This window comes from Pseudomonas canadensis (assembly GCF_000503215.1).
Taxonomy (GTDB): domain Bacteria; phylum Pseudomonadota; class Gammaproteobacteria; order Pseudomonadales; family Pseudomonadaceae; genus Aquipseudomonas; species Aquipseudomonas canadensis.
In genome coordinates, this window is record NZ_AYTD01000016.1 from 159,854 (window position 1) to 174,737 (window position 14,884).

At 62.5% G+C, this 14,884-nt stretch carries 11 protein-coding genes and 1 pseudogene; 6 read left to right on the forward strand and 6 right to left on the reverse strand.

Annotation, left to right across the window (positions count from 1 at the left end):
- The first annotated feature begins 124 nt into the window (after nucleotides 1-124).
- On the forward strand, nucleotides 125-3,448 hold the full coding sequence (locus tag U367_RS0117865) for a type III effector HrpK domain-containing protein (RefSeq protein WP_028618043.1): 3,324 nt from the start codon (nucleotides 125-127) through the stop codon (nucleotides 3,446-3,448).
- Nucleotides 3,449-3,666: 218 nt separating this feature from the next.
- Nucleotides 3,667-4,893: a TIGR03862 family flavoprotein gene (locus tag U367_RS0117870; RefSeq protein ID WP_028618044.1), complete on the forward strand. Its 1,227-nt coding sequence runs from the start codon at nucleotides 3,667-3,669 to the stop codon at nucleotides 4,891-4,893.
- Nucleotides 4,894-5,024: 131 nt separating this feature from the next.
- Here U367_RS0117870 and U367_RS0117875 read toward each other — a convergent pair whose 3' ends face one another.
- On the reverse strand, nucleotides 5,025-6,359 hold the full coding sequence (locus U367_RS0117875) for a DEAD/DEAH box helicase (protein ID WP_028618045.1): 1,335 nt from the start codon (nucleotides 6,357-6,359) through the stop codon (nucleotides 5,025-5,027).
- 48 nt (nucleotides 6,360-6,407) lie between these two features.
- Nucleotides 6,408-7,304: a drug/metabolite exporter YedA gene (yedA, locus tag U367_RS0117880; RefSeq protein ID WP_016976726.1), complete on the reverse strand. Its 897-nt coding sequence runs from the start codon at nucleotides 7,302-7,304 to the stop codon at nucleotides 6,408-6,410.
- Between the two features lie 160 nt (nucleotides 7,305-7,464).
- Between yedA and U367_RS0117885 the strand changes: the two genes are divergently transcribed.
- Nucleotides 7,465-7,926, forward strand: a complete 462-nt coding sequence (locus U367_RS0117885) for an Lrp/AsnC family transcriptional regulator (protein ID WP_028618046.1) — start codon at nucleotides 7,465-7,467, stop codon at nucleotides 7,924-7,926.
- A 41-nt stretch (nucleotides 7,927-7,967) separates the two neighbouring features.
- Nucleotides 7,968-8,186, forward strand: a pseudogene (locus U367_RS01000000130200) (DUF6124 family protein); the annotation flags it as partial.
- Nucleotides 8,187-8,388: 202 nt separating this feature from the next.
- Here U367_RS01000000130200 and U367_RS0117895 read toward each other — a convergent pair.
- From U367_RS0117895 to U367_RS0117905, 3 genes are all read right to left on the reverse strand, one after another.
- Nucleotides 8,389-9,000 carry a 3'-5' exonuclease gene (locus U367_RS0117895; protein ID WP_028618047.1) on the reverse strand — a complete coding sequence of 204 codons (612 nt, stop codon included), beginning with the start codon at nucleotides 8,998-9,000 and terminating at the stop codon, nucleotides 8,389-8,391.
- Nucleotides 9,001-9,025: 25 nt separating this feature from the next.
- Nucleotides 9,026-9,502, reverse strand: coding sequence for a LabA-like NYN domain-containing protein (locus tag U367_RS0117900; RefSeq protein ID WP_010206743.1), 477 nt, complete (start codon nucleotides 9,500-9,502; stop codon nucleotides 9,026-9,028).
- A gap of 117 nt (nucleotides 9,503-9,619) precedes the next feature.
- On the reverse strand, nucleotides 9,620-10,357 hold the full coding sequence (locus U367_RS0117905) for a DUF2076 domain-containing protein (RefSeq protein WP_028618048.1): 738 nt from the start codon (nucleotides 10,355-10,357) through the stop codon (nucleotides 9,620-9,622).
- Nucleotides 10,358-10,533: 176 nt separating this feature from the next.
- Between U367_RS0117905 and U367_RS0117910 the strand changes: the two genes are divergently transcribed.
- Both U367_RS0117910 and U367_RS0117915 read left to right on the forward strand, forming a co-directional pair.
- Nucleotides 10,534-11,193, forward strand: coding sequence for a YciC family protein (locus U367_RS0117910; RefSeq protein ID WP_025999910.1), 660 nt, complete (start codon nucleotides 10,534-10,536; stop codon nucleotides 11,191-11,193).
- Between the two features lie 40 nt (nucleotides 11,194-11,233).
- A complete protein-coding gene (locus tag U367_RS0117915; RefSeq protein WP_028618049.1) occupies nucleotides 11,234-12,322 on the forward strand; it encodes an endonuclease/exonuclease/phosphatase family protein in 1,089 nt (362 codons plus the stop codon).
- Here U367_RS0117915 and hrpB read toward each other — a convergent pair whose 3' ends face one another.
- The gene (gene hrpB, locus U367_RS0117920; RefSeq protein ID WP_028618050.1) at nucleotides 12,323-14,830 is read right to left on the reverse strand and encodes an ATP-dependent helicase HrpB; all 2,508 of its coding nucleotides are present in this window, start codon (nucleotides 14,828-14,830) and stop codon (nucleotides 12,323-12,325) included.
- Between the last annotated feature and the right edge of the window lie 54 nt (nucleotides 14,831-14,884).

Consider the following 14,884-nt stretch of genomic DNA (forward strand, 5'->3'; position numbering starts at 1 on the left):
TGACCAGATACTTTTCCACAGCCGTGAAACGTTGTGGAACTTAGCGTCGGCGGCCGTTTTGCAACAAAACTGCCGCACGCCGTCGTCAACCTGAAGGCCTCTCCCGCTTTCAGAGTACCCCGCGATGGCAACTTACAAGATCGGCAGTAGCACGACGCCCAGTAATGACGACGCCCTGAAGAAAGTCGCCGCCACCTTTGACGCAGCAATGTCCCGCGCCGTGTCCGGTTTCAAGGAAGCCGCCCACCCCGGTGATTTCAAAGTCCTGGCGGTGACCGACAACACCAAGGACAAGAAAATCGCTGACGTCAAAGCCACCGGCGACCAAGAGGCGATCAAGCGCCTCGACGACCCGAACCTGGCCGACATCAGCAACACCGGCGTGCCGCTGGCCAACATCGCCAGCATCACCAAGATTTCCGACAACGTCCTGGAGCTGAAAACCCGCGACGGCAAGGACATCATCATTATCAAGCAGATGACCCCTTACCTGTTCGACGGCATGGCCGGCAAAGTCGACGCCGTGGACGCGCTGAACAAGAGCAAGGCCGACGGCTACCGCATCGCCCAGGCCGGCGACACCGCGCCGGGCCTGGACACCTACAAAGGCATCGGCCCGGCGGACGAAGTGGGGCCAGGGATGATTCGTTACGAAACTCTGTCAGGCGACAAGGTCGTCGTTAGTAAGGAAACCAACAGCGACCTGTACGAAAAGGTTAAGTCCGACGGCGAAACCTGGGGCCTGATCAACGACAGCAAGAATGAAGGCTATCGCCTGGCCGGCGCCGATGAAGCCGGCAGCGTGAGCCTGGTGGGTACACCGGAAGAACTCGGCCACGGGTTGATCCGCTACGAAACAGCTTCCGGCGACAAGGTCATCGTGTCCCAGGCCATCAGCCCCGACCTGTACGCCTCGGTGGTGAAAGAATCCAACGGTATCTTTGGCGTCGACGGCGCCGTGGACACCAACTGGATCGACAACTCCAAGTACGCCAGCGCCAAGGACTGGGACAAGATCGTCGGCAACACCAGCGGCACGCCAACCCAGGAAGAGCGTGATCTCGACCGTCCGCGCGCCGCCTCGAAAATGCTCAGCGACAACTGGGACAAATGGGGCCTGCACGACCGCCCCATCGACTTCTCCAACCCGCCCGCCGACCTGCCGCCCGAAGCCCAGGCCTGCCTCAAGTACCTGGCCGGCAGCCCGAGCCTGATGAACGCCCTCGACAGCGGCGGCCTGGGCAAAAGCGATGGGGTGATTACCCACGCGGATGTGGATAAGTTCATCAGCCAATCGAACAAGGATCTGTCAGCCGCCTCGAAGTCCTACAGCACCTTCCTCAGCAAGAACCCAGACGCCACCGGTCTGGCCAAGGAAAACGCCAAGTCCGCCGCCATCGTCATGGCCAATATTTCCCTGGTGAGCAGCGCCGGCCCGGAAATGCAGGGCCCCAACCAGCGCGCCAACAACGGCAGCCTGAACACCGCCAACCTCAAGGCGATCAAGGATGACTCGGGCCTGAGCCCCGAGCTGACCGGCGCCGCAGGCTATTGGTCCACCCCCGGCATGCTGCGCACCCTCGACATGGCCGGCGACCTGCCCGCCACCGCCAAGGCCGACGGCATCACCCAACAGAAAAACATCGGCGCGTGGCTGGAAAACCAGGCGCCCAAGGACGACCACGGCGTGTTGATGATGCTCAGCAACGCCGCGGTACGCAGCTCGGTGGCCGACGTCGACACCTCCAAACTGACCAAGGACGTGCTCGAACACCCGGAGAACTACGACGGCAAGACCAAAGCCGCCGTGATGATGGAAATCAGCGACGCCCGCGCGCGCATGGCCGCCAGCGACAAAGTGGGCGACGGCGACCTGTATGCGGGGATTACGGCGGACACCGAATACCACCTCAACCCGACCAAATCCAAGGTCACCGACCAGCTCGATGCCGCCATCGGCAAGTTGTCCAGTGACCCGGATGTGAAGACCTTCCTCTCGCAAAACCAAGCGTCCGGCATGCGCGATATCGTCAACAGCGACCCGGCGATCAAGCATGAACTGCAGGCCTACCAGGACGGCCAGATCAACAGCGGCAATGTGCTCAACACCGCCCTGAACACCAAAGGGGCTGATGGCAAACCGCTGTCGCTCATGGACGCCCTGAGCCTGGCCGGCACCGACGCCACCCTCACCGACCTGGCATTGGGCGGCGATGGGCATGTGGACCTCAGTGTCATCGCGCAAAAGTCCGGCAAGTCCGGGGACATCGAGCAGTTCTTCAAAGACCACATCCTCAACGGCAAGGACCTGGAAGACGCCCTCGCCCAGCCGAATGCCGACCCGATGACCGCCATCGGCCAGTACGCCGCCCACGCCGAGCTGCTCAAGGAATTCCTCGGTGACAAGGTCTCGGCCCAGGACTCATCGACGGTGCAGCAGTACGTCAACCAGGCGGTGTCCGACTCCTTGGTCAACGGCGCCAACGACGACGTGCTCAAGGGGGCGTTCGGCGATGCCAATGGCAACTTCGACGAAGCCAAGACCACGGCCATCATCGAGAAAGCCATGGCCGACGACCCGGAGATGTTCAAAGACGCCACGGGCGCGCAGATCAAGCCACAGGACGTGATCTCGTTGATCCGCTCGATGTGGGACGTGAACCGTCAAGGCCAGAAGATCAGCGACGTACTGCCCAAGGCCGTGGACGGGCTGAAGCTCAACGCCAGCGATTCGTACAAACAAGGCCTGCTGCACATCGGCAGCGCCTTGCTGGCCGGCGGCGTACTGGCGGCGCGCTCGGCCACGGGCGGCAACAGCCCGGCGGATAACGCCGGGCGCGTGGCGGCGGGCATGCAGTTTGCCGGCCTGATTACCGAGGGCGGCACCAAGTACGCCAAGGAAGCCGGCTACGGCATGACCTGGAAACCCACCCCGATCGACCCGAACAAACCCCAAGGGATCGGCGACTTCCCCACCGGCAAAATGGTGCAGAACACCGACGGCCTCAACCGCCTGGGCAACCTGGGCAAGATCGTCGGCGGCAGCGGCAGCTTTATCGGCGGGGTGTTCGGCCTGATCAGCGGGGTCAACAGCGCGTTTGCCGGGGATAAACTCAACGCTGGTTTCTCCCTCACCAGCGGCGCCCTGGGCACCGGCGCGGCAGTCGCCTCGATCATCGAAGGCGGCGCGGGTCTGTTCGGCATTGCCGATGCGGCGGCCATCGCGGGGACCTTCGCCGGCGTACTGGGTTGGGCCACCGCCGGTCTGGGCATCGTGACCAGCTTTGTGTTTCCGATCATCGAGGTGGTGAAGCGGGAAAAACAACAGGACGCGTTCTTTGGCAACCTGGTACCGACCCTGGATAAATATGGCCTCACCGGCGGCCCGATCACCGACGCCGACCGCAAGGATGAATACCCACCGTACGCCAACACCGGTTTTGCCTGACCAAGCCTGGCAACACCTCTCCCTGTGGTGAGCGGGCTTGTCCCGCGCTGGGCTGCGCAGCGGCCCCAAAACCTGCTACTGCGTTCTTTCTGAGAAGACGCGGCGGCTTTTTGGGGGCTGCTGCGCAGCCCAGCGCGGGGCAAGCCCGCTCACTACAACACCACAATTGCACGGTATTGCTTACAATGGGCGCCCTTTGTTTTTGACCAGGCCTGCCGATGTCCGCTACTGCTCCTTCCCACGTTGCCATTATCGGCGGCGGCCCTGCCGGGCTGATGGCCGCCGAAGTCCTGAGCCAGGCGGGCGTGCGGGTGGACCTGTACGACGGCATGCCCTCGGTGGGGCGCAAGTTTTTGCTGGCCGGCGTGGGCGGCATGAATATCACCCACTCCGAAGCGTACCCGGCATTCCTGTCACGCTACGCCGAACGTGCGCCGCACATGGCGCCGTTGCTGCGTAGTTTCGGGGCTGAGGCGTTGTGTGAATGGATTCATGGCTTGGGCATCGAAACGTTTGTCGGCACCTCCGGTCGTGTGTTTCCCACCGACATGAAAGCCGCGCCCCTGTTGCGCGCCTGGCTCAAGCGCCTGCGCGACCAAGGCGTGGTTATCCACACCCGTCATCGTTGGCTGGGCTGGAATGCCGAGGGCGACTTACTTATCCACAGCCCCGAAGGCGAAAAAACTGTCCACAGCGACGCCGTGCTGCTGGCCCTTGGCGGCGGCAGTTGGTCACGGTTGGGATCTGACGGCGCCTGGCTCAGGTTGCTGGAAGACAAAGGCGTGCCTTACGCCCCGCTGCAACCGAGCAACTGCGGTTTCGAGGTGTCGGCCTGGAGCGAGTTGATGGTCAGCAAATTCGCTGGCGCGCCGTTGAAAAACGTCGCCATTGGTTTAGGGGAAGACAAGCCTCGGCTGGGTGAATGCGTCATCACCGCCAGCGGGATCGAAGGCAGCCTGATCTACGCGCTGTCGGCGCCGATTCGCGAAGCGATCAACAGGGACGGCTCGGCCACCGTGCATATCGACCTGCTGCCGAGCAAGCCGCTGGACAAGGTTCAGGCCGCGTTGGCGAAACCGCGTGGCTCACGCTCGATGAGCAAGCATCTGCACAGTCAATTGGGGTTGGATGGGGTGAAAGCCGCACTGCTGCGCGAGCTGGCGCCGGCTGACCACTTCAATGATCCGGCGCAGTTGGCGGTGGATATCAAGGCGCTGCCCTTGACCCTGGTGAAGACCCGGCCGATGGATGAAGCGATCAGCACCGCGGGCGGCGTGCCGTTCGAGGCGCTGGATGAGCGATTGATGCTCAAGCCATTGCCGGGGGTGTTCTGTGCGGGGGAGATGCTGGACTGGGAAGCGCCAACGGGCGGGTATCTGTTGACCGGGTGTTTTGCCAGTGGCAGAGCGGCTGGGCGGGGGATGTTGGAGTGGCTTCACCGCTGAGATTTGCGGTGAATTCCGAGCCGCCTTCGCGGGCAAGCCCGCTCCCACATTTAACCGAGTTCCAAAGTTGGAATGCAGTCAATGTGGGAGCTGGCTTGCCTGCGAAGAGGCCATCAGCAGCGCTGAAAAACTTACTTCTTCTTACGCGGCCCGGTATTGAACACCGGCACCTTGCGCACCGGCTTGATCGATGGCTCAGCCGGCGCGACGTCGCCGCTGTCCACCCACTTGCCCAGGTTGCGCTTACCGCCCCCACCCGACGCTTTAGGCTTCTTCGGTTTTTTCGGTTTCTTCACCACCTGCCCGCTGGCATCGGTGTCCGGCACGCGGTGTTCCGGTTCGAAGTCTTGTTCCATGTGGCGGGTCAAGGTCTGACGCGTCAGCATTTCGATGGCCGACAGCATGTTCACTTCATCGGCACACACCAGGGAAATCGCTTCCCCGGTGTTACCCGCACGCCCGGTACGGCCGATGCGGTGGATGTAGTCTTCGGCCACGATCGGCAAGTCGAAGTTGACCACCAGCGGCAGGTCTTCGATATCCAGGCCACGGGCCGCCACGTCGGTGGCCACCAGGATCTGCACTTCGCTGGATTTGAAGCGGTCCAGCGCACGCTGGCGCGTGGCTTGCGGCTTGTCGCCATGGATGCCGTCGGCATTGATGCCCAGGCCCTGCAACTTATCCACCAGCGCATCCACGCCGTTACGGGTCTTGGCGAACACCAGCACCTGCTTCCAGCGGCCTTTGCGCATCAGGTGCACAAACAGCTCCGGCTTGCGCTTCTTGTCCACCGGCACCACCCACTGCTTCACGGTGTTGGCGGCGACGTTGCGCGGGCTGACTTCGATGCTCAGCGGGTCGTTGAGCATCTGCCCGGCCAGCGTGCGGATCTCATCGGAGAAGGTCGCGGAGAACAACAGGGTCTGGCGCTTCTTCGGCAGCATGCGGTAGATGTTCGCCAGCTCTTCGGAGAAGCCCAGGTCGAGCATGCGGTCGGCTTCGTCCAGCACCAGGGTTTGCAGCTGGTTGAGTTTCAGCGCGTTCTGGCGGAACAGGTCGATCAGGCGGCCAGGGGTGGCGACCAGGATGTCGACGCCCTTGCGCAGCTTCATCATCTGCGGGTTGATGCTCACGCCGCCGTACACCGCGTAAGTGGTCAGCGGCAGGTTTTGTGCGTACTCGGCGACGCTGGCGTGCACCTGCTCGGCCAACTCGCGGGTCGGGCACAGGATCAGCGCGCGTGCCGAGTTGGCGGCGACTTTCGGCCCTTCCATCATCAACAGTTGCAACAACGGCACGGCGAAACCGGCGGTTTTGCCGGTGCCGGTCTGGGCCGCGGCCATCAGGTCGCGACCGGCCAGCACCGCCGGAATGGCTTGCGCCTGCACCGGCGTCGGGGTCTGGTAGCCAAGCGTCTCAAGGGCGCGCAGCAAGGGTTCGATCAGGCCAAGGGTGGCGAAAGTCATGTGTTTACCGTAGGAAAAATTCAGCGCAAGGTCGCAATGCGCCGCAGTTTACCTTATTTCCGCCTTCGGCTTGCGCCACTGGGGCAGGCTGATCAGCAGGACGGCGCTGATAATCACCAGCATGGCCAAGGCTTCTTCCAAACCGATGGTCTCGCCAACGAACACAATCCCCAGTAACACCGCCACCGCCGGGTTCACATAGGCATAACTGGTGGCCGCCGCCGGGCGCACATGCTTGAGCAGGTACATATAGGCGTTGAAGGCGATGATCGAGCCGAACACCGTCAGATAGGCCAGGGCCAGCCAGCCTTCCAGCGGCGGCGCGGCCTGCAGGCGTTCACCGGATAGCGCGCTGACGAACAACAGCGCCACGCCGGCGACCAGCATCTCCGCAGCACTGGCCATGGCGCCCTGGGGCAACGGCAATTGCCGGCTCCACACCGAACCAAACGCCCAGGAAGCCGCCGCCACCAACAGCAACACAGCACCCATCGGGCTCGATTGCAACGTGCTGCCCATATTGAGCATGGCGATGCCGATGATCCCCAGAATCACCCCCGCCCACTCCAAGCGAGTGTTGCGCGCGCCCCAGAAATACCCACACAGCAAGGTGAACAACGGCACCGTCGCCACGGCCAGCGCCGCCACGCCGGACGACACGCCCATGTGTTCCGCCACGCTGACACCGCCATTGCCCACGGTGAGCAGCAAAAGACCAATCATCCCGGCTGCTTTCCACTGCGGCCACGTCGGCGCCGGCACGCCACGCCAGCGCAGGAAGCCATACATCAACGCCCCGGCCGTGCAAAACCGAATCCCCGCCAGCAACAACGGCGGCCAGTACTCCACGCCGATGCGAATCACCAGATAGGTGGAACCCCAGATCACATACAGCGCAAAAAAGGCGGCGATCAACGGTAAGGGAAAGCGACGTGGGCCAGGCATTGGGCGGCTCTATGGCAGGAGATGGGAGGCTTATTCTAAAAAGACAGGTCGTTAAACATAAGTTACAAAACCTGTTTAAAACGCCAATACACTTTTCAAAGTATGGTTGTGAAGGCTATAAACCGTGCTTTCGAAAGTCACGCGCAACCGGAGCCTTATCATGGACAAATACGACCGCATGCTCCTCAGCGCTCTGCTCGAAGACGGCCGCGCGTCCTACGCGCAACTGGCCCGCACGGTAAACCTCTCCGCCCCCGCCGTGGCCGAGCGCGTGGCCAAGCTGGAGACCAGTGGCGTGATCACCGGGTATCAGGCCAAGGTGGACTTGTCCAAAGTGGGCTTGCCGATTCAGTGCGTGATTGAGCTGCGGTTGACCAATCACGGCAGCCAGAAGGTGTATGACGCGCTGGCGGAAATCCCTGAATTGACGGAGTGCCATCGGGTGACCGGCGATCCGTGCGTGATCATGCAGGCAGCGGTGGGGTCGATGCCGGAGCTGGAGAGCTTGATCAACCGCGTGGCGAAGTTCGGGTTCAGCAAGACCTCGATTATTTTGTCGAGCGCGATAGAGCGGCGGGTGCCGTTGGGGCAGTTGGAGGGCAATGGGAAAAATGGTGGCTGAACCGCCGCCATCGCTGGCTTGCCGGCGATGGCGTCAGTTGCATCAAAGCCTGCGCCCCGGATGCGCCCCATTTCATTCTGAATGACAACCTGAGCTTCGAAGACGCCCTCGCCCATGCGGCGGATTTGCTGCATTGCGCGGTGGAGACGGTGCAGGATTCGGCTGAGTTGCTGAGCGCGCAGCAGCGGGCGGTGATGCATTTGGTGGGGATGGCGAAGGGGGTGGTGGATCGGGCGTTGGAGTGTGTGCAGCCACAATAGCCTGACAACCGATACGTTGTGGTGAGCGGGCTTGTCCCGCGCTGGGCTGCGGAGCAGCCCCAATTAAGGGCGCCGCGTTCTTTCAGTTAGAACGGAGTGTCAGGTTTTGGGGCTGCTACGCAGCCCAGCGCGGGGCAAGCCCGCTCACCACAAAAAGCCCGCTCACCACAAAAGCACCCTCCCACACGGATTTGTGGCGAAGTCAGAACCCGCGATGCTTCTTCAGGTGCTCATTGATCTTCGCCGCCGGCACTTTCTGCAAGGTGCACAGCAGATCATGGGACAGTTCACGCAAGCCATGGGTCCCGCGCAGTTCCTGGGCCAGGTGGGCCGTGAGGTTGGCGGCCATCTCCGCATCCGCCATCGCCCGGTGAGCCTTGCCGGTGTGGGGCAGTTGGGCGTAGGCGTTCAGCGTGCCGAGCTTGTGGTTGGGCGCCGATGGCATGAGGCGGCGGGCCAGCAGCAGCGAACAGGCGAACTTCTGCAAACGGGTACGGCGGATCAGACCCAGCTCAAAGTCCCAGAACTTTTGGTCGAACGCGGCGTTGTGCGCCAGCAACGGCGTGACGCCGACGAATTCATTGACCTCATTCATCACCCGCTCCGCCGGCGGCGCGCTGCGCAGCATGGCGTTGCTGATGCCGGTGAGTTGTTCGATGAACGCGGGCACGTGCACACCGGTTTTCATCAGGCTCTGGTAGCGGTCCACGATCTGGCCACGCTCAAGGATGACCACCGCGATTTCCGTGGCCCGGCAACGGCTGCTCGGGGTGATGCCGGTGGTTTCAAAGTCGATGACCGCTATACGTTCCAAACCTGTTCCAACTCCGTCTTAGCATTTATTTGAGCAACAACGCGCCTTCGATCGGCACATACCGGCTGGCGGCGCGTATCAATGAATTGGCCGTCAGCCCCGGTACACCGTAGGCCACGGCCTCGACGCCATGCTTGTGGATAACCCGGTCGAGAAGCATATCGAAATCACCGTCGCCGGAGGCCAGCACGATTTCGTCGACGTGGTCGGCAGCGTCCATGATGTCGAGGGTGATGCCCACGTCCCAGTCGCCCTTGGCCGAGCCGTCGCTGCGCTGGATGTAGGGCTTGAGTTTTACCGTAAAGCCCAGGTTGCGCAGGATCTGCTGGAATTGCTGCTGCTTGCTGTCGCCACGGTCGATGGCATACGCATACGCCTCGACTATCTGCCCGCGCGAGCTGATGTCAGCCCACAACGCAGCGTAGTTGAAGTGGCAACCATAGGCCTGGCGGACGGTGTAATAGAGGTTTTGCACATCGGCGAACACTGCAATTTTCTTCACCGCACGTCCTCATGACAGCCAGGCGCCAGGGCCCGGAAAGGGTGCAAGTATGCCAGCCGCGAGAAGGTTTCCGGGAAAAATCAGACCGGGGCAACGAGTCGCCCCGGTCTGGGTGGGTCAGACGAAGGAATCGTCGTCGCCGAAGGAGGAAGAATCGTCGGAATAATCGCTGTCGGCAAAGCTGTCCGAATTGTTGCTGCCCCAGCTGTCGCTGCCGGCGTACTTCTGGTCATCATTGCCCCAGTTGCCGTTGTCACTGGCAGGCGCTGGCTCCTCACGAATGATTTCTTCCACGACTTGCGGCTGTTGCGAGTTGTGGTTGAACAGGCTGCTGATGCCTTCGGCCAGCAATACACCACCGGCCACGCCGGCTGCGGTTTTCATCGCGCCGCCGAGGAAGCCGCTGCCCACCGGAGCGGCTGGAGCAGGCTGTTGATAATTCTGCTGCGGGGCAGGTTGGCTGAACCCAGGCCGCGCCGGTTCGCGCCAGCCGCCACCAGAAGACGGCGGTGCACTTTGAGCCGGCTGCTGATCACGGGAACCACCGCCGCCAAAGATGCTCGACAGGAAACCGCCGCTGCTCGCCGGAGCAGGCTGCGCGGACTTGGCCCGCTGCAGTTCGTCCTGCAATTGCTGGATCTGCTGCGCCTGCTGCTTGTTCTGCGCGTCGAGGCTCTTGAGCGCATGTTCCTGCACCAGGATCGACTGGGTCATGTAATACCCGGCCGCCGGTTGGCGCGTCATGTGCTCCTTGATCCGCGCTTCGGCCTGGGCGTCGCGGGGGGCTGAGTCCGTTTCGGCTTGTTGCAACCGTGAAAACAGTCCATCGATCAGGGTTTGCTCTTCGCTGTTCATGGCGACCTCGTTAGATTGCCGGTAGAAATCGTGGTCTCGCCTTTAATCAGGCGCCGTCCTAGTTATGGGGGTGTTACGAGTTGTTTCAATGGTCTTTACTCAAGGTTTACGTTTGCTTACCTCCGGTGATGATCGGTTAAAGTGTTGCCCTTGCTTTCAGGCCTGCGATGAACTTGATGAATCCGTTAGACGTGCTGCGCGACTCCTTCCGTTTCACCCAACGCAACCTGGGCGCCATCGTCCAACTGTGTCTGCCGTTGGTGATTTTCGAAGCCCTGCTGCAACAGGTGCTCAACCACGTCGTCGGCCCGGATGCGTTTCCCGGCTACAGCGTGGTAGTGGGGTTGCTGGTGTACCCGCTGTATACCGGCGCGCTGATCCTGTTTCTGGATGCTCGCACCCGTGGCGAGTCGCCGCGCACTAAAGATGTCTGGGCCATGGCCCTTACCCTGTGGCCGCGCTTCGCCCTGCTGACGGCGATGAGCACCCTGCTGATTCTGCTGGGCCTGTCGCTGTATTTCCTGCCGGGGCTGTGGCTGATGGTGGTGTTGGCGTTTGCCGAGTACCTGCTGGTGCTGCGCGGCATGCCGGCGTTGGAGGCAATGAAGGAAAGCTTCCGTCTGAGCCGTGGGCATTTCTGGCTGATCCTGGTGTGCCTGCTGTGCGTGATGACGCCGCTGTGGTTGCTCAAGGGCGCCAGCGTTGCAGCGTATCCAACACCTGCGCCGCTGATTGGCTTGCTGTTGGACAGTGCCCACAGCTTCCTCCAACTGTTTACCAGCGTGGTGCTGTTTCGTTTATTCATGCTGATCGGTGGCGATGCCGACGCGCGGTGATATGCTCCGTGCCACCTCTGAAACGCTATAAGCCGAGCCGATGACCCGTTTATTGCGCATCACCTTGCTGAGCCTGCTGATCATCGCAGGCTTGCTGACCGCCCTGATCTACAGCCTGACCTGGCGCCCCGAGGCGAAGGAAACCCTGCCGGTGAGTTGTGTCGCGCCCCGTGCGCCCACGCTGCTGCCGGGGCAGGCGCTCAAGGTCATGACCTGGAACGTGCAATACCTGGCCGGCAAGAACTACGTGTTCTGGTACGACACCGCCGACGGCAGTGGCCCGGACGACCGCCCCACCGTGGAAGACATGGCCGCCAGCCTCGACGAAGTGGCGCGAGTGATCCGTGACGAACAACCCGACATCCTGCTGCTGCAGGAACTCGACGAAAACGCCAAGCCCTCCCATTACCAAGACCAGCTTGCCCTGTTGCAAGAGCGCCTGGTCGACCTCTACCCCTGCAGCGCCCAGGCCTTCGACTGGAAAGCCGACTTCGTGCCAAACCTGCACATCTTCGGCAGCGTCGGCCGCAAACTGGCGACCCTCAGCCGTTACCAGATCGAACACGCCGAACGCCTGCAACTACCGGCGCCCGAGGCCAATATCATCAGCCGCCAGTTCCAACCCAAGCCGGCTTTGCTGCTGACTTACCTGCCTTTGAGCGATGGCGGCCAACTTGCGGTGCTCAACACCCGCCTGGATGGCGATGCCCCTGGGCGCAGCGCGGTGCAGAATCAGGTGAGAACTACGGTCAAACTGCTGGATAAATTCGAGGGCCGTGGCACGCCCTGGCTGATCGGCGGGGATTTCAATCTGCTGCCCTTGGGGCAATTCCTACGCCTGGACGCCACCAAACGCGGGCAGTATTCGCCGGACAGCGAGCTGCATTTGCTGTGGGACAAATACCCAATGATCCCGAGCAACAGCCAATCCAGCGGGATTGATCGTGAGAAATGGCTGACGAACTTCCCCAACGACCCGAGCGTGGACGGCCCGGATCGTACGCTGGATTACCTGTTCTACAGCCCGCGGATCAAACGGGTGGAGGCCAAGGTGCGGCAGGAGGATACGTTGCGTATTTCCAACCATTTGCCGGTGATTGCGCGGTTTCTGCTGCCTGCCGCCCAGTAGTCACTTGCGCGGTTTGATCCGCGCCGTCGCCTCCGCCACCAGCGGGTCATCCGGCCAATAGTGCTTCGGGTACCGCCCCTTCAAATCCTTCTTCACCTCGGCATAGGTACTGCGCCAGAAGTTCGCCAGGTCCTGCGTCACCTGCACCGGCCGCCGCGCTGGGGACAGCAAATGCAGCTTCACCACTTGGCGCCCTCCAGCAATGCGCGGGGTGTCGGCCAGCCCGAACAATTCCTGCAAGCGTACCGCCAGGATCGGCGGCTGTTCGCTGTAGTCCAAACGCACTGACGAACCCGACGGCACTTTCACATGCTGCGGTGCCAGTTCGTCCAAACGTTGGGGCAGTGGCCAGGGCAGCAGGTTGTGCAGGAAGCTGGAGATATCCAGGTTGGCGAAATGGCTCAGGCGCGAGACTTTGCCCAGGTAAGGCATCAGCCAGTGTTCGAGGCTGGCGAGCAAAGCTTTGTCACTGATGTCGGGCCATTCGCTGGATTTACCGGCGTCGAGTTGGCGCAACAGCATGACCCTGGCCTGCCATTGGCGCAGTTCCGGCGTCCACGGCAGCAGTTCCAGGCCTTTGCGGCGTACCAGGTTGACCAGCGCCTGGCTGCGGGCGGATTCGTCGAGGCCGGTCAGCGGTTCGCGGCTGAGCACCAGTTCACCGACTTTGCGTTGGCGTTCGGCGCGCAGGACGCCTTCGCGTTCGTCCCAGTCGAGTTGGTCGACATTGCGCACTTGCTCGGCCAGCACCGTGTCGAACAGCGCCGGATCAAAATCCGCCGCCAGGTAGATACGTTCTTCGCGCTGGCCCTGGCGACTGCCCAGGTCGGCGATGACCAGCCAGGCCTGTTTCATCAGGCTGTCGGCTTCGGCGAACAGCGCCGCGCGGCCGTTGGCCAGGCGATATTCCGCACCGCCGGGGCGACGTTGCTGGGCGACGCGGTCCGGGTAGGCCAGCGCCAGCAAGGCACCGAGCCAGCGCGGATGGTCGGGGTCGGCAACGGCTTGAGTGGCCTGGCCTCTTAAGTAACCACGATATTGTCGCGCCAGTTGCCTGGCCCGCTGCACGCCGCCTTGGGTGCCGCGTGCGCGTTCTTCGCCGGACAACAGCGCCAATCGACTGTGCAAATCCGCACCGCCACCGCGCAGGATGTCGCGCTCTCCCAGCAATGCGGCCACGTCGCAGGCCGTCGCCGCCAATCCAAAATCCTGCCCGCGCAGCAGCAGATGGGCGATACGCGGATGGGCCGGCAACTCGGCCATCTTCTGCCCATGGGCGGTGAGTTTGTCTTCATTCAAAGCACCGAGGCGCACCAGCAAATCCTGGGCCTGGGCATACGCGGCGGTCGGCGGCACATCCAGCCACACCAGTTGATGGGGTGTGACACCCCAACGCGCGAGCTGCAAAGCCAGTCCGGCCAGGTCGGCGGCGAGGATTTCCGCACTGCCGTAAGCGGCCAAACCTTCATGCTGGTCTTCGGACCACAAGCGATAACACACGCCCGGCTCCAGGCGCCCTGCCCGGCCGGCGCGCTGGGTGGCGCTGGCGCGAGAGATACGTTGGGTATCGAGGCGGGTCATGCCGCTGCCGGGGTCGAAACGCGGCACTCGCGCCAGCCCGGCATCAATCACCACACGCACGCCGTTGATGGTCAGGCTGGTTTCGGCGATGTTGGTCGCCAGCACTACTTTGCGTTTACCGGCGGGTGCCGGATCGATAGCGGCGCGTTGGGCGTTGAGGTCCAGTTCGCCATGCAGCGGGCACAACAACACATCGATGCGCTCGCCGAGGGCGTCGGCCAGTTGCTGGTTGACCCGACGAATCTCGGCCTGCCCCGGTAGGAAAACCAGCACGCTGCCGGTTTCGTCATGCAGGGCTTCGAGAATGGTCTGCACCACGCGCGGCTCGATGAACTCACCGGGCTGGTAAGGTCGGCCCCAGCGCATCTGCACCGGGAACATGCGCCCTTCGCTGCGCAGGATCGCCGCGTCGTCCAGCAGACTGGCCAGGCGTTCGCCTTCTAGGGTGGCGGACATCAGCAGGATTTTCAGCGGTTGATCATCGCGAAACAGTTCGCGGCCGTTGAGGCTCAGGGCCAGTGCCAGGTCGGCGTCGAGGCTGCGTTCGTGGAATTCGTCGAAGATCAGCAAACCCACGCCGTCCAGCGCCGGGTCATCCTGCAGGCGGCGGGTGAGGATGCCTTCGGTAACCACTTCGATGCGCGTATTGGGGCCGACCTTGCTGTCCAGACGAATGCGATAGCCGACGGTTTCGCCGACCTTCTCGCCCAGTTCACTGGCCAGGCGTTCGGCCGCCGCACGGGCTGCAAGACGGCGGGGTTCGAGCATCAGTATGGTCTGTCCGGCCAGCCAGGGTTCGTTCAATAACGCCAAGGGCACGCGGGTGGTTTTACCGGCGCCGGGGGGCGCTTCGAGCACGGCTTCATGGCGATTCGCCAAGGCGTCACGCAGTGCAGGTAAAACTTCATCAATCGGCAACGAATTCATACTGGCTCCAAAGCAGAGCGGCGAGTATAACGGCGAACTGCCGAGTGCCGACGT

Bases quoted from the DNA above. Each gene is read 5' to 3' on its own strand.
- U367_RS0117865 (WP_028618043.1), top strand. From the start codon at position 125: ATGGCAACTTACAAGATCGGCAGTAGCACGACGCCCAGTAATGACGAC.
- U367_RS0117870 (WP_028618044.1), top strand. From the start codon at position 3,667: ATGTCCGCTACTGCTCCTTCCCACGTTGCCATTATCGGCGGCGGCCCT.
- U367_RS0117875 (WP_028618045.1), bottom strand. From the start codon at position 6,359: ATGACTTTCGCCACCCTTGGCCTGATCGAACCCTTGCTGCGCGCCCTT.
- yedA (WP_016976726.1), bottom strand. From the start codon at position 7,304: ATGCCTGGCCCACGTCGCTTTCCCTTACCGTTGATCGCCGCCTTTTTT.
- U367_RS0117885 (WP_028618046.1), top strand. From the start codon at position 7,465: ATGGACAAATACGACCGCATGCTCCTCAGCGCTCTGCTCGAAGACGGC.
- U367_RS0117905 (WP_028618048.1), bottom strand. From the start codon at position 10,357: ATGAACAGCGAAGAGCAAACCCTGATCGATGGACTGTTTTCACGGTTG.
- U367_RS0117910 (WP_025999910.1), top strand. From the start codon at position 10,534: ATGAATCCGTTAGACGTGCTGCGCGACTCCTTCCGTTTCACCCAACGC.
- U367_RS0117915 (WP_028618049.1), top strand. From the start codon at position 11,234: ATGACCCGTTTATTGCGCATCACCTTGCTGAGCCTGCTGATCATCGCA.
- hrpB (WP_028618050.1), bottom strand. From the start codon at position 14,830: ATGAATTCGTTGCCGATTGATGAAGTTTTACCTGCACTGCGTGACGCC.